At 69.3% G+C, this 18,937-nt stretch carries 22 protein-coding genes; 11 read left to right on the top strand and 11 right to left on the bottom strand.

Annotated features, from left to right (window positions below; genetic code table 11):
* Positions 1-46: 46 nt before the first annotated feature.
* On the bottom strand, positions 47-376 hold the full coding sequence (gene clpS, locus G582_RS0100665; protein WP_028838185.1) for an ATP-dependent Clp protease adapter ClpS: 330 nt from the start codon (positions 374-376) through the stop codon (positions 47-49).
* Between the two features lie 86 nt (positions 377-462).
* Between clpS and G582_RS0100670 the strand changes: the two genes are divergently transcribed.
* From G582_RS0100670 to hflD, 4 genes are read left to right on the top strand one after another with little or no spacing between them, the layout of a single operon-like run.
* A complete protein-coding gene (locus G582_RS0100670; protein ID WP_028838186.1) occupies positions 463-930 on the top strand; it encodes a YbjN domain-containing protein in 468 nt (155 codons plus the stop codon).
* Between the two features lies 1 nt (position 931).
* A complete protein-coding gene (locus tag G582_RS0100675; protein WP_028838187.1) occupies positions 932-1,396 on the top strand; it encodes an NUDIX hydrolase in 465 nt (154 codons plus the stop codon).
* Complete coding sequence (gene mnmA, locus G582_RS14940) at positions 1,393-2,523, top strand: tRNA 2-thiouridine(34) synthase MnmA (protein ID WP_051246380.1); 1,131 nt, start codon at positions 1,393-1,395, stop codon at positions 2,521-2,523. Before G582_RS0100675 ends, mnmA begins: the two co-directional genes overlap by 4 nt.
* Complete coding sequence (hflD, locus tag G582_RS0100685) at positions 2,520-3,131, top strand: high frequency lysogenization protein HflD (RefSeq protein WP_028838188.1); 612 nt, start codon at positions 2,520-2,522, stop codon at positions 3,129-3,131. The genes mnmA and hflD overlap by 4 nt, the downstream gene beginning before the upstream one ends.
* Positions 3,132-3,215: 84 nt before the next feature.
* Here the strand turns inward: hflD and G582_RS0100690 are convergent, their stop codons facing one another.
* Positions 3,216-6,131: an autotransporter serine protease gene (locus tag G582_RS0100690; RefSeq protein ID WP_169380528.1), complete on the bottom strand. Its 2,916-nt coding sequence runs from the start codon at positions 6,129-6,131 to the stop codon at positions 3,216-3,218.
* A gap of 245 nt (positions 6,132-6,376) precedes the next feature.
* Here G582_RS0100690 and G582_RS0100695 point away from each other — a divergent pair, with 245 nt between their 5' ends.
* From G582_RS0100695 to G582_RS0100705, 3 genes are all read left to right on the top strand, one after another.
* Positions 6,377-7,552 (top strand): thiolase family protein, encoded by a 1,176-nt coding sequence (locus tag G582_RS0100695; RefSeq protein WP_028838190.1) that lies wholly within the window; start codon positions 6,377-6,379, stop codon positions 7,550-7,552.
* Positions 7,553-7,680: 128 nt separating this feature from the next.
* Positions 7,681-7,980, top strand: a complete 300-nt coding sequence (locus G582_RS0100700) for a hypothetical protein (RefSeq protein ID WP_028838191.1) — start codon at positions 7,681-7,683, stop codon at positions 7,978-7,980.
* A 207-nt stretch (positions 7,981-8,187) separates the two neighbouring features.
* The gene (locus G582_RS0100705) at positions 8,188-8,481 is read left to right on the top strand and encodes a hypothetical protein (RefSeq protein ID WP_038052275.1); all 294 of its coding nucleotides are present in this window, start codon (positions 8,188-8,190) and stop codon (positions 8,479-8,481) included.
* A 138-nt stretch (positions 8,482-8,619) separates the two neighbouring features.
* Here the strand turns inward: G582_RS0100705 and G582_RS0100710 are convergent, their stop codons facing one another.
* The 6 genes from G582_RS0100710 to rlmD form a co-directional block, all read right to left on the bottom strand.
* On the bottom strand, positions 8,620-8,823 hold the full coding sequence (locus G582_RS0100710; protein ID WP_028838193.1) for a cold-shock protein: 204 nt from the start codon (positions 8,821-8,823) through the stop codon (positions 8,620-8,622).
* 133 nt (positions 8,824-8,956) lie between these two features.
* Complete coding sequence (locus tag G582_RS0100715) at positions 8,957-9,706, bottom strand: S-methyl-5'-thioinosine phosphorylase (protein ID WP_038052278.1); 750 nt, start codon at positions 9,704-9,706, stop codon at positions 8,957-8,959.
* Positions 9,707-9,762: 56 nt separating this feature from the next.
* Positions 9,763-10,320 carry a hypoxanthine-guanine phosphoribosyltransferase gene (locus G582_RS0100720; protein ID WP_028838195.1) on the bottom strand — a complete coding sequence of 186 codons (558 nt, stop codon included), beginning with the start codon at positions 10,318-10,320 and terminating at the stop codon, positions 9,763-9,765.
* Positions 10,317-11,384, bottom strand: coding sequence for a beta-N-acetylhexosaminidase (nagZ, locus tag G582_RS14945; protein ID WP_083960878.1), 1,068 nt, complete (start codon positions 11,382-11,384; stop codon positions 10,317-10,319). The genes G582_RS0100720 and nagZ overlap by 4 nt, the downstream gene beginning before the upstream one ends.
* Positions 11,385-11,912: a CYTH domain-containing protein gene (locus tag G582_RS0100730; RefSeq protein WP_028838196.1), complete on the bottom strand. Its 528-nt coding sequence runs from the start codon at positions 11,910-11,912 to the stop codon at positions 11,385-11,387.
* 2 nt (positions 11,913-11,914) lie between these two features.
* Entirely contained in the window at positions 11,915-13,291 is a 1,377-nt protein-coding gene (gene rlmD, locus G582_RS0100735; protein ID WP_038052281.1) for a 23S rRNA (uracil(1939)-C(5))-methyltransferase RlmD, read from the bottom strand.
* An 87-nt stretch (positions 13,292-13,378) separates the two neighbouring features.
* Between rlmD and G582_RS0100740 the strand changes: the two genes are divergently transcribed.
* From G582_RS0100740 to G582_RS0100755, 4 genes are all read left to right on the top strand, one after another.
* On the top strand, positions 13,379-14,989 hold the full coding sequence (locus G582_RS0100740; RefSeq protein WP_028838198.1) for a carboxyl transferase domain-containing protein: 1,611 nt from the start codon (positions 13,379-13,381) through the stop codon (positions 14,987-14,989).
* Between the two features lie 117 nt (positions 14,990-15,106).
* Entirely contained in the window at positions 15,107-15,613 is a 507-nt protein-coding gene (locus G582_RS0100745) for a bactofilin family protein (RefSeq protein WP_028838199.1), read from the top strand.
* Positions 15,610-15,966 (top strand): hypothetical protein, encoded by a 357-nt coding sequence (locus G582_RS0100750; RefSeq protein WP_028838200.1) that lies wholly within the window; start codon positions 15,610-15,612, stop codon positions 15,964-15,966. Before G582_RS0100745 ends, G582_RS0100750 begins: the two co-directional genes overlap by 4 nt.
* Positions 15,967-16,128: 162 nt before the next feature.
* Complete coding sequence (locus tag G582_RS0100755) at positions 16,129-16,488, top strand: hypothetical protein (protein WP_028838201.1); 360 nt, start codon at positions 16,129-16,131, stop codon at positions 16,486-16,488.
* A 72-nt stretch (positions 16,489-16,560) separates the two neighbouring features.
* Here the strand turns inward: G582_RS0100755 and G582_RS0100760 are convergent, their stop codons facing one another.
* The 3 genes from G582_RS0100760 to G582_RS0100770 are packed head-to-tail and all read right to left on the bottom strand — an operon-like array spanning position 16,561 to position 18,892.
* Positions 16,561-16,794 (bottom strand): DUF6587 family protein, encoded by a 234-nt coding sequence (locus G582_RS0100760; RefSeq protein WP_028838202.1) that lies wholly within the window; start codon positions 16,792-16,794, stop codon positions 16,561-16,563.
* Complete coding sequence (gene feoB / locus G582_RS0100765; RefSeq protein WP_028838203.1) at positions 16,791-18,647, bottom strand: ferrous iron transporter B; 1,857 nt, start codon at positions 18,645-18,647, stop codon at positions 16,791-16,793. The genes G582_RS0100760 and feoB overlap by 4 nt, the downstream gene beginning before the upstream one ends.
* Positions 18,644-18,892, bottom strand: coding sequence for a FeoA family protein (locus G582_RS0100770; RefSeq protein ID WP_028838204.1), 249 nt, complete (start codon positions 18,890-18,892; stop codon positions 18,644-18,646). Before G582_RS0100770 ends, feoB begins: the two co-directional genes overlap by 4 nt.
* Positions 18,893-18,937 lie beyond the last annotated feature (45 nt).

Here is an 18,937-nt window from a genome sequence, read left to right on the forward strand (position 1 = left end):
CTCCTATGTAGGGCGCATTCCGCCCCGGGACAAGTGCCGAACCCGGTCAGGCCCGCTCCATCGTGCACAGCAGCGGGTGCTGGTTCAGCCTGGCGTACTCGTTGACCTGCGCCACCTTGGATTCTGCAATCTCGCGGGTGAACACCCCGCACACGCCGCGGCCGCGGGTATGCACGTGCAGCATGACCTGGGTGGCGCGCTCCAGTCCCATCGAGAAAAACCGCATCAGCACGTCGACCACGAAGTCCATCGGGGTGTAGTCGTCGTTGAGCAGCAGAACGGTGTATTGCGGTGGGCGCGCCACTTCCGGGCGCGCCGGCGCCACCACGGTGCCGTGGTCGTGATCGCGTTGCGGCTTGTCGGGCAGGTTCGGCATGGGCAAATTATACGTTGCGCTGCTCCTGAGCCGCAGGCGCTCCCCCTCCACCCTTACCCTGCCCACCCACCCACCGGAGAACCTACATGCGCCTGTCCTCGCTCGTTCTGGCTTGCCTGCTCCCCCTCGCCATACTCCCCGCCCATGCCGGCGATGCGTCCGTCGAATCGCGGCTGGATGCGCGTGGCATCAAGTACGAGATCGATGGCGATGGCGACTACAAGGTGGTGGTGTCGTACAAGGCGGAAAACCGCACCCAGCTGGTGTTCGTCTCCGGCGCCAGCGAGTCGATCCAGGGCCTGCTGGTGCGCGAGGTATTCTCCCCCGCCGGCAAGGTGGGCGCGGATGCCATCGCCGGCAAGGCGCTGGCGCTGCTCAACGAAAGCCGCACGCTGAAGATCGGTGCGTGGGAAATCGCCGGCGACGTGCTCTATTACGTGATCAAGTTGCCCGACAACGTCGACGCCACCCAGCTGGAAGCCGCCATCGACATCGCCGCGGAAACCGCCGACAACAAGGAAATCGAACTGTCCGGCAAAAGGGACGAACTCTGACATGAGCTATCGCGAAGGCCGCTTCTGGCAGCCGGACGTGACCGTGGCCACCCTGGTGGCGCGCGACGGCCAGCTGCTGTGCGTGGAGGAACGGGCGGGCGGACGGCTGGTGCTGAACCAGCCCGCCGGCCACCTGGAGCCCGACGAAAGCCTGGTCGACGCCGCGCTGCGCGAAACCCGCGAGGAAACCGGCTGGCACGTGCACATCACCCATCTGGTAGGCACCTACCAGTGGAAGGCGCCGCAAACCCAGCGCCATTACCTGCGCTTCGCCTTCGCTGCCGAGCCGCTGGAGGAAATCCCGGGTGCCACCCTGGACGAGGGCATCGTGCGGGCGTTGTGGCTGACGCCGCAGCAGCTGCAGGCGGAAACCGCGCGTCACCGCAGCCCGCTGGTCTGGCGCGCGGTCGCCGACTATCTGGGCGGCAGCCGGCATCCGCTGTCGCTGGTGCGGCAGCTGCCATGAACGACGGCGGGCGGCGCATCGTCGTCGGCATCTCCGGCGGCGTCGACTCCTCGGTCGCCGCGCTGCTGCTGCGCGATGCCGGCTATGAAGTCACCGGCCTGTTCATGCAGAACTGGACCGATGATGGTTCCGGCGGATGCCGCGCCGAGGACGACCGCCGCGACGCGGTGGCGGTCTGCGGCGCACTCGGCATCCCGATCCGCTTCCGCGACTTCTCGAAGGAATACTGGGACGGCGTGTTCCGCCATTTCCTCGACGAATACGCCGCCGGCCGCACGCCCAACCCGGACGTGCTGTGCAACCGTGAAATCAAGTTCAAGCATTTCCTCGATGCCGCCCGCGAGCTGGGGGCGGATGCCATCGCCACCGGCCACTACGCCCGCGTCGATCACGACGGCCACAGCTTCCGCCTGCTTCGCGCAGTGGATCGCAGCAAGGACCAGAGCTACTTCCTGCACCAGCTGGGCCAGGCCCAGCTGGCGGCCACGCACTTCCCGCTGGGTGGCCTGCACAAGCGCGAGATCCGCCGGATCGCCGCCGAACACGGCCTGCGCACGGCGGAAAAGAAGGACTCCACCGGCATCTGCTTCATCGGCGAGCGCGATTTCCGCAGCTTCCTGGCGCAGTACCTGCCGGCGCGCGAAGGCGAGATGCGCAGTCCCGACGGTGCCCGCATCGGCAGCCACCCGGGGGTGTTCTATTTCACCCTCGGCCAGCGCGAAGGCCTGAACATCGGGGGCGTGCGCGGCCGTCCGCAGGCGCCGTGGTTCGTGGTGGCCAAGGACGTGGAGCGCAACGTCCTGTATGTCGACCAGGGCCACGACAACCCGTGGCTGCAGTCGCATGCATTGCGCAGCGAAACCGCGCACTGGATCGCCGGCAGTCCGCCCGCCGCGCGCTTTTCCTGCACCGCCCAGACCCGCTACCGGCAGCCGGACGAGGCCTGCGAGGTCGAGGTGCAAGGCGACGGCACGCTTGCCGTGCGCTTCGATCGCCCGCAGCGCGCGGTCACCCCCGGTCAATCGGTGGTGCTCTACGATGGCGACCATTGCCTGGGCGGCGCGGTGATCGCCGCCACCGACGCGCCCTTCCCCAACCCCGACTCCAGCGAGACAACTCCCGCATGAGCAATACCATCGACGACCGCGTGCTTGCCCTTGCCGGCCTGGTACAGGCACTGGCACAGGTGCGCCGCATCGCCGACACCGGCCAATCGGAAACCCGCCAGGTGCAGGCCGCGCTGGACAGCGTGTTCCGCATCGACGCCAGCAGCGCCGAAGCCGTCTACGGCGACGCAGGCAACCTGCGCGGCGGCCTGCGCCTGCTGCGCGATTACCTGTCCAAGGGCAACAAGGACGAGGCGCTGGGCCGGCTGGCGCTGGCCGTGCTGCAGCTGGAGCGCCGCTTCGTGCGCAGCGGCGGCATCACCTCGAAGGTGCAGGCAGGGCTGCGCCAGCTGGCCGGCGACGCGCAGGCGCAGGGCAGCGCGCACCCGGATGTCATCGTCGAACTGGCAAAGCTCTACGCCGACACCATCAGCAACCTGCGTCCGCGGGTGATGGTGCAGGGCAATCCGCACTACCTCGGCCAAGCCGGCGTGGTGTCCGAGATCCGCGCGCTGCTGTTGGCCGCGCTGCGCTCCGCGGTGCTGTGGCGGCAGATGGGCGGCAGCCTGTGGGACTTCGTGTTCCAGCGCCGCGCGATGGCGGCCGCGATCGACGCGCGAATGGCCTGAGGGCGCTCCTGCACCGCGCCTCGCACGGCCTAACACTGCAGGCGCCACTACCCCACGCCACCACTGGCGCGGGGTAGCCCCGCATCAGAAGCGGTACGTCCCCCACAGCGAGGCCATGCCGTCGGCACCGAGCTCCCCGTTGCGGCGGCTCAGGTCGAAGCGGAACGTGGCCTTGCCCCCGAACGCCGCGCTCATGCCCAGCGCAAACAGCTGGCTGCGTTCGCCCAAGCCCATTCCCTGCATTGGCGCCCACTGCTCCACGCCGGTGAAGCTGGCCTCGAACAGCTGGCCGCTGGACGACAGCGTGCGCTGCCACTCGACGCGCGCGTCGGCGCGCAGATCCACGCCACCCACGCGCCAGGCGCGCTCGCCGCGCACGCCCGCAAAACCCTGCCAGCGGCGGCTGTCCCAAGCGTTGGCGCGCAGGCCGAAGCCGCTGTCGCCGCTTTCGACGAAGCCGTCGTTGGCCACCCGCACGAATTGCGCGCCGAGGTACGGCGTCAGCGCCAGTCCGCCCACATCCAGACGCCGGCCGACCTCGCCGAACGCCGCCTGGTAGTCGCCGGACAGCCGGGTGGCCGCGGTGTCGCGCAGCCCGCCCAGCAGCAACTCGCGCTGCATCTGTCGCTGGAACGTGCCGGAAGCCAGCTGCGCCTGCGCCTGCCAGCCGCCGCGCCAGCCGGCCGCGTACAGCTGCACCTCGCGCTGGTGGCCGCGGCTGCGGTCACCACTGCCGTCCAGCCAGCCGGACTGCTCCAGCCGGTTCATCGCCATGCCCAGCAGCGCCGTGCGGCCCAGCCGCCAGTCGTTGCCGATCATGCTGCCGGTCGCATCCATACCCAGCTGGCCGAAACCGGCACGGCCCAGCTCGCCGCTGGCGGCCAGATCGCGGGCCCAGCCGCCGGCCTGCGCGGGCGCCTGCGCAAGCGTGTCGACGCGCTGGCCCAGCGCGCGCCGGCCGGCGTCGATGGCATCGAAGGTCATCGCCGCCGACGCCGCATGCAGCTCGCCGGACAGGCTGCGCAGCGAGGCATCCGCATTGGCCACGCTGGCAGACTGCTGCAGCGCGCCGGCGGCATCGATGAACGCCGTGCCGATGCCGATAGGCGTCCCTCCGCCCAGCTGCAGGTCGATCGCCTGCATCGCCGACTCCACCCGCGCCGCCGAAGCCACGCTGGCACCGGTCAGGCCCATGCCCGCCACCGCCTTGGTCACGTCGATGCGGTTGATGTTGAGGAAGACGTTGTTGGGGTCGTAGGCCAGCGCCGCGTCAAGGAACACGTTGGGGGCCGCGCGCAGCGAGACGAAGGTGCCGCTGACGCCGCCGGTGGCGTTGATCAGGGTTTCCTTCGAGGTGGTGGTGTAGCCGCTCTTCACCCCCAGGATCGACATGGTGCCGTTGACGCTTGCCGACCCGGTGACCTTCAGCGCACTGCCCAGCCACACGCCCAGGTTGCCGCTGCCGGACTGGCTGAAGTTGCCCGCGATGCTCGCCGGGGTGGTGGCACCACTCAGGAACATGCCGCTGTTGGCGACGTTGCCGCCGAACGCGCCGCTGCCCCAGACCTTGGCACCGCTGGCGATGGACAGGTTCGACCGCAGCCCCTTGCGCAGATCCAGTCCGCCCGCATTGACCTGGGTTGCGCCGGTGAAGCGGCCCGCTTCGGTCAGGGTCAGGGTGCCGCTGCCGCCCTTGACCAGCCCGCCGCTGCCGACGATCTCGTTGCGCCACACCGAGTTGCCGGAGAACGCGACGCTGAAATCGCCCCAGGCGAAGTTGCTCGGCCCCATCGCCGCCTTGGTCACGTCCAGCAGGCCCCAGCCGAACACGGCGTCAACACCGGCGGCGCCCAGGTCCTTGGCACCGCCGAGGATGGCCTGCCGCACCTGGTCGTTGCTGAAGTACGGAAAGGCTGCCCACACCACCGCCGCCGCACCCGACACCTGCGGTGCCGCATAGGACGTACCGCCGCCTTGGTACAGGCCGCTGGTGGCCTGCGAGGTCGCATCCGGATCGATGAACACCACGTTGCCCGGCGCCACCAGGCAGTAGTTCATCGCCGGGCCGCACTCCTGCGAATAGTCGGTCAGCTGGGTGGGACTGAGCGGATCCAGCGCACCGACCGTCAGCCAGCCTTTTTCGAGGATGGCGTCGTTCGCCAGCGTCGGCAGCATCGCGTTGTCCGAAGGCTGCGGGCGGAACCGCGCATCGCGGCCACTGTTGCCGTTGGCGAACACGATGATGCCGCCGCGGTTGACGGTGAAGTCCCTGTACGCGGCGGCCAGTTCCTGCGACAGCGCCGGATCGCTCCAGTACAGCCCGCCCCAGGAATTGTTGATGATCTTCGCGCCGGCGTCGGCCAGTTGCTTGTGCAGGTAGACGAAATCCTCGCCCAAGCCTTCACCGGCGTGGATCTCGTTGCCCGCACCGGAGCCGTCATCCTTCGGCGGTGCATCGCTGATGATGCGCGAGGACACGATGGTGGCGTTCTGGGCGACGCCGCCGCCCCAGGTATCGGTCTGGCCGCTGTTGCTGCCGTCGCTGTTGAGGTAGTTGCCGATAGCCGGCCTGCCAGCGGCCAGCGAGGCCACCACGGTGCCGTGGCCGACCTTGTCGTCGACGCTGAGGTCGTTGCCGCAGGCTGCCGTCGTGCAAATGTTGATGAAATTCTGGGTCACCCGCCCGGCGAGGGTGGGATGGTTGCGGTTGACCCCGGAGTCGAGCAGGCCGATGGTGATGCCCTGTCCCTTCAGCCCGGCGCCCAGCGCGCCCGCCGCATTGGTCAGCAGCAGGTGGCGGTTGAGGCTGTTGTTGGCGAGGGAAATCGGGCCGGCGAGGGCCGCAACCGCAGGCGGATTGACCACCAGCGAGGCATCGTTGGCGACGTTCGGTGCGAAGCCGGGGCCGGACGGCGTGATCGGCGGCGGCGTGGGCCGAATACTGCTGCCTCCCCCGCCCCCGCCGCAGGCCGACAACGCCAGCGCGATGGCGGCAGGCAACAAGGTTCCGGCCAGCCGGAGCTGCCGCCGCGACGCAAGATTGCTGTCCATTTTTCCCCCGACTCGATGCGTAACCGCGCCATCCGGCACGGCTTTCTGGATAGCGACTTTGTAAGCCCACTCGCCCGTTCGCGCAACGCCGGGCGCGCGCCGGCCAGCTGAATGCGGCAGCGCAACATCGACGCCGTTTCGAGTGATAATCGGGGTTTGCCGGCCTGTCCGGCCCAACGCAACCGGAGCTTTCCATGAGCGACGTCGTCATCGTCGGTGCCAAGCGCACCGCCATCGGTTCCTTCCTCGGCCAGTTCACCGGCACGCCCACCCCCACGCTGGGCAGCGCCGCCATTGCCGGCGCGCTGGCGCAGTCCGGGCTGGCCGCCGACCAGGTGGACGAGGTCATCATGGGCTGCGTGCTGCCGGCCGGCCTTGGCCAGGCCCCGGCGCGCCAGGCTTCGCGTGCGGCCGGCATCCCCGACGCCGCCGGCGCCACCACCATTAACAAGGTCTGCGGTTCGGGCATGAAGGCGGTGATGCTGGCCCACGACATCATCAAGGCCGGTTCCGCCAAGGCGGTTGTGGCCGGCGGCATGGAGTCGATGACCAACGCCCCGCACCTGCTCAACGGCTCGCGCACCGGCGTGCGCTACGGCAGCGCCGAGTTCCTTGACCACATGGCCTTTGATGGCCTGACCAACCCCTACGACGGCAAGGCGATGGGCATCTTCGGCGATGCCGCCTGCGCCAAGTACGGGTATGACCGCGCCGCCATCGACGCGTTCTCCGCCGAAAGCGCCCGCCGTGCGCAGGCCGCGCAGGCCTCCGGCGCGTTCGCCGCCGAAATCGTCCCGGTCACGGTCAAGACCCGCAGGGGCGAGGCAGTGGTCGACAAGGACGAGGAGCCCGGCAAGATCGATCTCAACAAGATCCCCGAGCTGCGCCCCGCGTTCGGCAAGGAAGGCGTGCTGACCGCCGCTTCGTCGTCGAAGATTTCCGACGGCGCCGCGGCGCTGGTGGTGATGTCAGCCGAGGCCGCCGCCGCCGCCGGGGTCAAGCCGCTGGCGCGGATCGTCGCCCATGCCACCCATTCGCAGGCCCCGGAATGGTTCACCACCGCTCCGGTGGCGGCGCTGCAGTCGGTGCTGGCCAAGGCCGGCTGGAGTGTGGCGGACGTGGACCTGTTCGAGGTCAACGAGGCGTTCGCCTGCGTGGCGATGGCGCCGATGAGCGACCTCGGGATCGCGCACGACAAGCTCAATGTCAACGGCGGCGCGCTGGCGCTGGGCCACCCGATCGGCTGCAGCGGTGCCCGCCTGCTGGTCACCCTGACCCATGCCCTGCAGGCCCGTGGCGGCAAGCGCGGCGTGGCCTCGCTATGCATCGGCGGCGGCGAAGCGACCGCGGTGGCCATCGAGCTGGCGTGAGCCTTTCGGCGACCTGAAATGAAAAAAATACAGCCAACCGCTTGACACGCGGCTACGGCTTGTCATCATGGTGAAGCACGCATTGTCTGCGTTGCTCCAGATTTTATTCACGACGAGGAAACCGCATCATGTCGATCAACAAGATCCTGCTGGCGATGGCTCTGGGCCTGGCCCTGACCGCGTGCAGCAAGTCCGAGCCGGCTGCTGACGCCGCCGCCAGCGCCGAGACCCCGGCCGCTGACGCCCAGGCCGCCGCCGACTCCGCTGCTCAGGCTGCCGACGCTTCGGCCGAAGCCGCCCCGGCTGACGCTGCCGCCGCTCCGGCGGAAGCCGCTCCGGCTGACGCCGCTGCTGCCCCGGCCGAAGCCCAGGCTGCCGCCGACGCCGCCGAGCAGGCTGCGACCACGGCTGAAGAAGCCAAGAAGTAATCGGGTCGGCGGAGAACATCTCGCCCGATTCGTTACCCAAAAATCGGGAAAGCCGTCGGTACGCCGACGGCTTTTTCGTGTCCCGGAGCCCCGGGGCTGTTTCGAGTCAGTGAACGACCCGCCGGCGCATGCCGGATCGCTAAGCGCACTGGCGTTGTCTGATCCCAAATCCGCTGTTTTTCAGTCAACCCTACCCAGGAGATTTTCATGAACACCAAGCTTTTCGCGCTCCTCGCCGCTGGCGTCCTCGCTCTGTCGGCCTGCAAGAAGGACGAGGCTCCGGCCGCTGACGCCGCTGCTCCGGCCGACGAAGCCGCTGCCCCGGCCGACGCCGCTGCCGCCGAAGCCCCGGCCGCTGACGCTGCTGCTCCGGTCGACGCCGCTGCTGCTCCGGTTGACGCCGCCGCTGCTCCGGCAGACGCCGCTGCCCCGGCTGCCGACGCTGCCGCTCCGGCTGCCGACGCTGCCGCTGCTCCGGCTGCCGAAGGCGAAGCGGAGTAATCGCCTGCCGGCTCCCAGCCGGCAAAGGAAAGGCCCGCCCTCACCGGCGGGCCTTTTTCTTTTGCGGAACCCGTGCTCATTCCGACACAAAAAACCCCGCACTTGGCGGGGTCTGGAATTTGCTGGCGTGTACCGGCCTCAGGCGGGCTTGACCCCGGCGGCCTGGGCACCCTTCGCGCCCTGCTGCACTTCATAGCTGACCCGCTGACCTTCCTGCAAGCTGCGGAAGCCATTGGAATCGATGGCGGAAAAATGCACGAACACATCGGCGCTGCCGTCCTCGGGGGCGATGAAACCGAAGCCCTTGGCGTCATTGAACCACTTCACGGTGCCGTACTGCATGGTTGCGAAGACCTCTTGCGAAAGCGTGTGGTGATGGACTGGATGGAAACGTGCCGACCAGCGGCACGGCGCGAGTATGCAACAGCGGCACGCCCACGCAACCATCCAGAACGCACTTCGGCCCGTTTGGCGGTCAGCCCGCCAGCACCCGCCGCAGCAGTTCCGGCACGCCCGCCATCGCCGCCGATACGTTGTCGAGCACATCCTGCAGGGTGATGACCTCGTCCACCTCCGGGCCCGCGCCCGCCGCCCAGTTGGCGACGATGGCCAGGCAGGCGTAATCCAGCCCCAGCTCGCGCGCCAGGCCGGCCTCGGGCATGCCAGTCATGCCGACCAGGTCGCAGCCGTCGTGGCGCATGCGCGCGATCTCGGCGCGGGTTTCCAGCCGCGGCCCCTGGGTGGCGCCGTAGCAGCCACCATCGACCAGCGCCACGCCGGCCTGCGCCGCCGCTGCGACCACCTGCCGGCGTAGCGACGGGGTATAGGGATCGCCGAAGTCGACGTGCAGCACCTCGCTGCCCGGCTCCTCGCACAGGGTGGAAATGCGGCCCCAGGTGTAGTCGATCAGCTGCTCCGGGCAAGCCAGCACGCGCGGACCGAAGCGCTCGGTGATGCCGCCGACGGTATTCAGCGCCAGCACGCGGGTGGCGCCCAGCGCCTTCAGCGCGGCCAGGTTGGCGCGGTAGTTGATCCGGTGCGGCGGCAGCGAATGGCCTTCGCCATGGCGGGCCAGGAAAGCCACCCGCCGGCCCGCATAGGTACCGGCGCGTACCGGCCCGGACGGCGCGCCGTAGGGCGTGACCGGCTGGTGGGTTTCGACGTCGGCCAGTTCGCCCAGCGCATAAACGCCGGTGCCGCCGATGACGGCGAGTTCGATGGTCATCCTTGCTTCCTCCAACTCATTCGATCTGTATCGCACGCGAGCACGATGCAATATCGCTAGTCGCCCAGCGCATAGATCGCCGGCAGGTTGCGGCCCTGCTCGTGGTAATCCATGCCGTAGCCGAACACGTAGGCATCCGGCACCTGCACGCCGACATGGTCGGCGGCGATGCCCTCGACGCAGCGGTCGTGGACCTTTTCCGCCAGCACCGCGATGCGCACGTCGGCCGCGCCCTGGTCCTCGCACCACTGCTTCACCGCCAACAGGGTGTGGCCTTCGTCGAGGATGTCGTCCGCCAGCAGCACCTGGCGCCCGTGCATCGGCGTGGCCGGGCGGTGCAGCCAGGCCAGGCCCGAGCCGCTGGTCTGGCCGCGGTAGCGGGTGGCGTGCAGGTAGTCGAACTCCAGGTCCAGCCCGCGCTCGCCCAGCGCGAACGCCAGCTGCGCGGCGAACGGCAGGCCGCCGTTCATGACCGTGATGTACAGCGGCACATCGCCCTCGGCGTAGGCCGCGCGGATCTCGCCGGCCATGCGCACGATGGCCTGTTCCAGCACCGGGCGGTCGAACAGAACCCGTGCCGACGCCAGCGCGTCGCCCAGTTTCGGTGTGCTCATGCCACGTCTCCCATGTTGGTGGCGCCCGACAGGATGTCGGTCGCCAGTGACGGCGCGCGCACGTCTTCCAACCGCGCCTGCACGCCGGCACGGCGCGCGTCGGCCAGCAGCCCGTCCCATCCCAGCGCGCCGCGGCCGAGCAGGCCGGCCAGCGCCATCGTGTTGAGCCGGCGGCCTTGGATCGCCGCCAGCGCCTCGTCCACCTGCTGGGTGTGGCTGACCAGCACCACGTCGCAGCCGGCGTCCAGATGTGCGTCGATGCGCGCCTTGATTCCGCCCACCGCGCCGGCCGCAGCCATGCCGATGTCGTCGGAAAACACCACCCCGCGGAAGCGCAGGCCGCCGTTGACCACGTCACCGCGCAGGATCTCCTCGATCCAGCGCCGCGAACAGCCGGCAGGCTCAGAGGCCACCTGCGGATAGGTGACGTGCGCGGTCATCACCGCGTCGGCGCCGGCAGCGATACCGGCGGCGAACGGCACCAGGTCGTGCGCGCGGATCTCGTCCAGCGTGCGCGGGTCGATGGCCGCGTCGTGGTGGGTGTCTTCCAGCACCGAGCCATGGCCGGGGAAGTGCTTAAGCGTGGCGGCCATCCCGGCTTCGTGCATGCCTTGCACGTAGACGCGGGCGAACGCAGCCACCACCTCGGGATCGGCGGCGAACGCGCGGTCGCCGATCGCGCGGTTGCCGCGCGCCAGGTCCAGCACCGGGGCGAAGCTGAGGTCCACGCCGCTGGCGCGCATCTCGCTGGCCATCAGCCAGGCGTGCTCGCGGGCCAACGCCAGCGCCGCCTGCACATCGCGCTGGTACAGCGCCTCGAAGCCGTGCAGCGCCGGCAGCTTGCTGTAGCCATCGCGGAAGCGCTGCACGCGCCCGCCTTCCTGGTCCACGCAGATCAGCTGCGGGCGCGGCGCGGCTTCGCGGATCGACTGCGTCAGCTCCGCCACCTGCGCGCGCGAGGCGAAGTTGCGCGCGAACAGGGTCAGGCCGGCGCAGGCGTCGTGCTGCAGCCAGTCGCGCTCGCGCGCGGTGAGTTCGTGCCCGGTGATACCGATCAGCAGCATTCAGCGTCCTTCCATGAGGTCCTGCGCCTGCCGCTCGTCGTCGCGCCACTGCGAGAACGGACGCGAGGCCAGCGCAAGATTGTAGTAGCGCGCGGCATGGGTGGCTTCGACGCCGGCCCAGTCGGGCCGGGCGAAGGTTTCGTCCTCGCCCGCCAGTTCGATCTCGGCCACCACCAGCCCGGTGTTGTCGCCGAGAAATTCGTCGACCTCCCACAGGTGGCCGGCGTGTTCGACGTAATGGCGGTTCTTCTCGACCAGCCCGCCCACGCAAAGCTCGAGCAGCGCGCGGGCCTCCACCACCGGCACCGGGTATTCGAACTCCTGCCGGGTCGTGCCCAACTCGCGCGACTTGATGTTGAGGAAGGCGGCGTCGCCTTCGATGCGCACCCGCACCGAGGCGCGCATCGCGCCGGAATCCACCAGCGCCAGGTCGTTGAGGTAGCCCTGCGCCATCGGCACCACCTTGTGCGCCGCCGCGCGCCAGGCGTCGCTGCGGGGCAGGAACTTGCGCTCGATTTCGATGCCCATGCTCAGTTCTTCTTCGGCGGAACGAACACCGCAATGGATTCCACGTGCGCGGTATGCGGGAACATGTCCATCACCCCCGCCTCGCGCAGCGTCCAGCCGGCCTCGTTGACCAGCCAACCGGCGTCGCGCGCCAGCGAGCCGGGGTGGCAGCTGACGTAGACGATCTTTTTCAGGCCCTTCAGCGGCAGCTGCTTGAGCACCTCGATCGCGCCGGCGCGGGCCGGGTCCAGCAGCAGCTTGTCGAAACCCTGCTTCAGCCACGGCTGCCCCGCCAGGTCCTGGGCCAGGTCGGCGGCAAAGAACCGCACGTTGCCCATGCCGTTGTGCTCGGCATTCAGGCGCGCCCGCGCCACCAGCCCCGCATCGCCCTCCACCCCGATCACCGCACCGTCGCCGGACGCACGCGCCAGCGGCAGGGTGAAGTTGCCCAGCCCGCAGAACAGGTCCAGCACGCGCTCGCCCGGCTGCACGTCCAGCAGGTCCAGCGCGCGGGCGATCATCGCCTCGTTCAATTTGGCATTGACCTGGATGAAGTCGAGCGGGCGGAACAGCAGCTCCACGTCCCACTGCGGCAGCCGGAACGAGAGCTGCGGCGCCTCGCCGCCGAGCGGATGCACGGAATCGTTGCCGCCGGGCTGCAGGAAGATGGTGAAGCCCTGCGCCTGCCCGAACGCCGCCAGCTTGTCCTTGTCCGCATCCGACAGCGGCTGCAGGTGGCGGAACACCAGCGCGATGGCGGCATCGCCGGCAATGAATTCGATCTGCGGGATGTCGCGGCGCGCGTCCATTCCGTCCACCAGCGCAGCCAGCGCGTCCAGCTTGAAGCCCAGCTGCGGGATGACGGTATGGCATTCGCGCAGGTCAGCAACGAAACGCGGATCGGTTTCGCGGAAACCCACCAGCGTCTTGTCCTTCTTTTCCACCCGCCGCACCGACAGCCGGCCCTTGCGCCGATAGCCCCAGGCCTCGCCGCGCAACGGCGGCAGCACCGACGCAGGCGCCACGTGGCCGATGCGCTGCAGGTTGTCCAGCAACACCTGCTGTTTGGCTTCGATCTGCCGGTCTTCGGACAGGTGCTGCAACACGCAGCCGGCGCAGACGCCGAAATGCGGGCAGCGCGGGATGACCCGGTCCGGCGAGGCGATGAGCACCTCCAGCGTCTTCGCCTCGTCGAAGTGCTTGGAGCGTGCGGTCTGCTGCACGCTGACGGTTTCGCCCGGCAGCGCGCCGGCCACGAACACGGCCTTGCCAGCCTGCGCCTGGTCTTCGGGCCAGCGGGCGACGCCGCGGCCGTCGTGGCCGAGCTTTTGAATTTCAACGGTCTTGGGAGTCTGGTCGAGGCGGGCCACGGGGCAGGAGGACAGTGGATAGCCGGTCATTGTCGCAGACTGCAGCGGCGCGCCCATGCGAGGGGGGCCAGCGCAGGCAGTATCCTTGGCGTTTTGCCGCCGCACCGGACCTACTGCATGCCCGCGCTGACCTCGCAACTCGATCCCCGCTCGCAGGACTTCCTCGACAACGCCGCCTTCCACCGCGAACTGGTGGCCGAACTCGACCGCCGGCTGGCGCGCGCGGCCGACGGCGGCGGCGAGAAGGCGCGGACGAAGCACACGGCGCGCGGCAAGCTGCTGCCGCGCGAGCGCATCGACGCCCTGCTCGACCCGGGCTCGCCGTTCCTGGAAATCGCGCCGCTGGCCGCCGAGGGCATGTACGACGACGCCGCGCCGGCCGCCGGGATGGTTTGCGGCATCGGCCGGGTGATGGGCCAGGAAGTGGTGATCGTCGCCAACGACGCCACCGTCAAGGGCGGCACCTACTTCCCGATGACGGTGAAGAAGCACCTGCGCGCGCAGGAAGTGGCGCGCGAGAACCGCCTGCCCTGCGTCTACCTGGTCGACTCCGGCGGCGCCTTCCTGCCGCTGCAGGACGAGGTGTTCCCGGACAAGGAGCATTTCGGGCGGATCTTCTACAACCAGGCGCGGCTCTCCGCCGAGAACATCCCGCAGATCGCCGTGGTGATGGGCAGCTGCACCGCCGGCGGCGCCTACGTGCCGGCGATGTGCGACGAGTCGGTGATCGTGAAGGAACAGGGCACGATCTTCCTCGGCGGCCCGCCGCTGGTGAAGGCGGCCACCGGCGAGGTGGTGGATGCCGAAACGCTGGGCGGCGCCGACGTGCACACCAGCATTTCCGGCGTGGCCGATCATTTCGCCGAGGACGACAGTCACGCGCTGGAGATCGCGCGCGGAATCGTGGCTTCGCTCAACCGCAAGAAAGTGCTGCCGGTGGCGGCGCAGCCCGTGCGTGAGCCGCTGTATGCGGCGGAAGAGCTGTACGGCATCGTGCCGAAGGACGCGCGCCGGCCGTTCGACATCCGCGAGGTGATCGCGCGCATCGTCGACGGCAGCGAGTTCCAGGAATTCAAGGCGCGCTACGGCAAGACCTTGGTGACCGGCTTCGCCCACCTGCACGGTTACCCGGTCGGGATCGTCGCCAACAACGGCATCCTGTTCGCCGAGTCCGCGCTGAAGGGCGCGCACTTCATCGAGCTGTGCAACCAGCGCGGCATCCCGCTGGTGTTCTTGCAGAACATCACCGGCTTCATGGTCGGCAAGAAGTACGAGCAGGCCGGCATCGCGAAGGACGGCGCCAAGATGGTGACCGCGGTGGCCTGCAGCCACGTGCCCAAGTTCACCGTGGTGATCGGCGGCAGCTTCGGCGCCGGCAACTACGCGATGTGCGGCCGTGCCTACGGCGCGCGCTTCCTGTGGATGTGGCCGAACGCGCGCATTTCGGTGATGGGCGGCGAGCAGGCGGCGTCGGTGCTGGCCACGGTCAAGCGCGACGGCATCGAGGCCAAGGGCGGCATCTGGACGCCGGGAGAGGAAGACGCATTCAAGGCGCCAATCCGCGACCAGTACGAAACCCAGGGCAACCCGTACTACGCCACCGCGCGGCTGTGGGACGACGGCATCATCGACCCCGCCGACACCCGCCGGGTGCTGGGGCTGGGGCTGTCGGCCTCGCTCAATGCGCCGATCGAGGAGCGCACCCGCTTCGGCGTGTTCCGCATGTAGCCGGTGCTGTGACTTCCATCGCATTCAATGGGTTGCAGCAGCAACCTGTCCTGTTCAGCAAAGAAGTCGTCGCAAATCGGTGGTAGCCTCGGATCTTCTTCCCGAGGAGATTCGTGCATGGCCATCTGGAAAGACCCCGCACCGGCTGCCAAGGCCAGCGAGCCCGCCCGCTTCGAACTGGGCACACCCGAGCCGCAGGCACCCGCCGAGCACATTCCGGCGCCGGCAGCGCCCGCTCCGATCCGCGCGGTGGAAACCGCGGCGCGGGAGTCGGTGATCGCCGCCGACCTGACCATCGAGGGCAAGATCGAAGGCGCCGGCCACGTCCGCATCGCCGGCAAGTTCAAGGGCGACATCAAGGTGCAGGGCAACCTGACCATCGACCAGGGCGCCAAGGTGTCCGGCGGCGTGTCGGCCAACAAGGTCACCCTGGCCGGCGAGCTGGACGGCAACATCACCAGCGCCCAGCAGGTGGACGTGCTGCCCAGCGGCGCGATCAACGGCGACCTCAAGGCCGGCAGCCTGACCGTGGCCGCCGGCAGCCGCATCCGCGGCCATGTCGAATGCGGCTGGGGCAAGGACGACAAGCCGGCGGCGAAGACGGAGAGCGGCAGCGCCGCATGAGCGCGGCGCGCCCCGGCGTGGCGGGCGCCACCCGCACCTGCCCGCACTGCAAGGCGACCATCCTGGAAAGCTCGGCGGTCTGCCCGGCCTGTCGCGGCCACCTGCGCTTCGACGCCCCTGCCACCGACGCGGCGCAGCGCTTCGTGCCGCTGAAGGTGGAAGGCACCCTCAACGCGCCCGACGACGGCGCGTTCGAGTACACCATGGTGGTGGTGATCCGCAACGAACGCGGCGAGGAAGTCGGCCGCCAGGTGGTCGGCGTAGGCGCAGTGTTCCCGGGCGAAGCGCGCAGTTTCAGCGTGGCGGTGGAAGCGGTGCCGGCATCGCCGGGCAAGCGCCGGGTGAAGCATTAGCCATACCGGTTTGCGCAGCAGCGGTTCCTGCCAGCCTGCATTCCGTCTTCACACTCCCTGTTCTAAGATCCGGGTCGCCGCCCTTGCGTGCGGTTCCACGGTTCGGGTACGCGTCGATGGCGCGGCCCGGATCGCCACTTTCCACACCCAGGAGTCTGTTTGATGAACGCCAAAATTTTTGTTGCCCTGGTGGCGGCCACGCTGGCGCTGACCGCCTGCAAGAACGAAACCGCCACCGCCCAGAACGAGGCCGCTGAAGCCAGCGCCGCCGCCGAGCAGGCCGCGGATGCCACCGCGAACGCGGCGGCGCAGGCTACCGACGCCGCCGCGGCTGCGACCGGCGAGGCGGTCGGCGAGGTCGGCGCCAACGTCGAGCAGGCCGCCGATGCGGCCAAGCAGGCCAGTGCCGAAGCCGCAGCCACTGCCGCGAACGCCACCGCGGACGCCGCGCAGTCGGCAGCGGACGCCGCCAATGAAGTGGCGCAGAAGGCCGAGAACGCGGCCGACGAAGCCAAGAAGTAACCGCCGGCGCGGTTGCTGCATCACCACAAGGCCCGCACATGCGGGCCTTGTTTCATCCGGGCGCCAAGACCGCTAGCCGCAGCCGTTGCAGCCGCCGCAGTCCTTGCCGCCGCTCTGCCCCGGCGGCGCGATCTTCCTCGCCAGCGCGCGCAGCCAGGCCGGCCGGGCCTCGCCCAGCAACGGCAGGGCGATGGCGATGCGCAGGCGCCTCGTGGCGTTCGGAAACTGCTTGCGCATCACCACCACCACGCTGGCCAGCACCGCCAGCGCGATGACGAGATATTGCGCGAGCAATCCCGCGGTCATCCGCCCGCCCCAAACGCCAGCGCGATCCGATAGGTCGCGAACGACGCCAGATAGGCCAGCGCGAACAGATAGCCCGCGGCGAACGCGGTCTGCTTCCACGAATGGGTTTCGCGCTTGATCGTAGCGAGGGTGGAAATGCACTGCGGTGCGTAGATGAACCACACCAGCAGCGACAGCGCGGTGGCCAGCGACCACTGGCTCTGGATGATGGGGGTCAGCGCCTGGATCGTCGCGTCTTCGCTGGTCGCCGACAGCGCATAAACCGTGGCCAGCGACGACACCACCACCTCGCGCGCGGCCATGCCCGGGATCAACGCGATGCAGATCTGCCAGTTGAAGCCGATCGGCGCGAACACCACGGTCATCCAGTGGCCGATGCGCCCGGCGAAGCTGTAGTCGATCGCCGGCGCGGTGGCATCGACCGGCGCGCCGGGGAAGGACAGCAGGAACCACAGCAGGATGGTCAGCGCAAGGATGATCCCGCCCACCCGCTTGAGGAAGATCATCGCCCGCTCCCACAGCCCGATGGACAGGTCGCGCAGGTGAGGGATGCGGTAGGACGGCAGTTCCAGCAGCAGCGGATGCTCGCTCTTGTCGCGCCGCCACAGCTTCATCGTCCACGCCACCGCCAGCGCGCTGAGGATGCCGGCCGCGTACAGGCCGAATAGCACCAGCCCCTGCTGGTTGAACCAGCCCACGTCCTTCGCCGGCACGAACGCACCGATCAACAGCGCATACACCGGCAGCCGCGCCGAACAGGTCATCAGCGGCGCGACCAGGATGGTGGCGATGCGGTCGCGCGGGTCCTGGATGGAGCGCGTCGACATGATCCCCGGCACCGCGCAGGCGAAGCTGGACAGCAGCGGGATGAAGCTGCGCCCGGACAGGCCCGCGGCCGCCATCATCCGGTCCAGCAGGAAGGCGGCGCGCGGCAGGTAGCCGGACTCCTCCAGCGCCAGGATGAAGGCGAACAGCACCATGATCTGCGGCAGGAACACGATCACCCCGCCCAGCCCGGCGATCACGCCATCCACCAGCAGGCTGCGCAGCGGGCCGTCCGGCAGGGTGCCGCCCACCAGCCCGCCGAACCAGCCGGTGGCGGCTTCGATAGCGTCCATCATCGGCGTGGCCCAGGCGTACACCGCCTGGAAGATCAGGAACATCACCACGCCCAGCGCCAGCAGCCCGAACACCGGATGCAGCAGCCAGCGGTCCAGCGCGTCGTCGATGGCGGCGGTGCGGCGCGGCATGGTCACCGCCAGCGCCAGCAGCCGGCGCACTTCTTCGTGCAGGGCCTCGTCGGCCACCGGCTCGCGCGATTCAGGCAGGGCGGGCAGCGGGCCTTCCAGACGATCCAGCAGCGCGCGCGCGCCGTCGCGGCGCACCGCCACCGTTTCCACCACCGGCAGTCCCAGTTCGCGCTGCAGCACGTCCACGTCGATGGCGATGCCGCGCCGGCGCGCGGCGTCGATCATGTTCAGCGCCACGATCACCGGCCGTCCCAGCGCGCGCAGTTCCAGCGCGAAACGCAGGTGCAGGCGCAAGTTGGTGGCATCGACCACGCAGACCAGCAGGTCGGGCGCGGCCTCGCCCGGATAGAAGCCGCGGATCAGATCGCGGGTGACCGCCTCGTCCAGGCTGGCGGCATTGAGGCTGTAGGCGCCGGGCAGATCCAGCACCGCGTAGCTGCGGCCCGACGGCGACAGCAACCGCCCTTCCTTGCGCTCGACGGTGACGCCGGCGTAGTTCGCCACCTTCTGGCGGCTGCCGGTCAACAGGTTGAACAGCGCGGTCTTGCCGCAGTTGGGGTTGCCCACCAAGGCAATGCGCGGCAGCGCGGCGGCCTCGCTCATGCCGCACTGTCGCTGGCGCGCAGCCGCACCCGCGCGGCCTCGGCGCGGCGCAGGGCGAAGCGGGTGAAACCCACCTGCACCAGCAGCGGCTCGGCACCCAGCGGCCCGGCCGCGACCACCACGACGTCTTCGCCGGCAACGAAGCCCAGCTCGCGCAGGCGGCGCGCTACCGGGTCGCTGGGCATCTGTTCCTCGACGGCATCGACGACTGCCGGCCTGCGCTTGGGAAGTTCGGTCAATCGCATGTAAACCGCACCACAGGAACAAATGGGAATTGTTCTCAATTCTAG

The sequence above is a fragment of the Thermomonas fusca DSM 15424 genome (genome assembly GCF_000423885.1).
Classification (GTDB): domain Bacteria; phylum Pseudomonadota; class Gammaproteobacteria; order Xanthomonadales; family Xanthomonadaceae; genus Thermomonas; species Thermomonas fusca.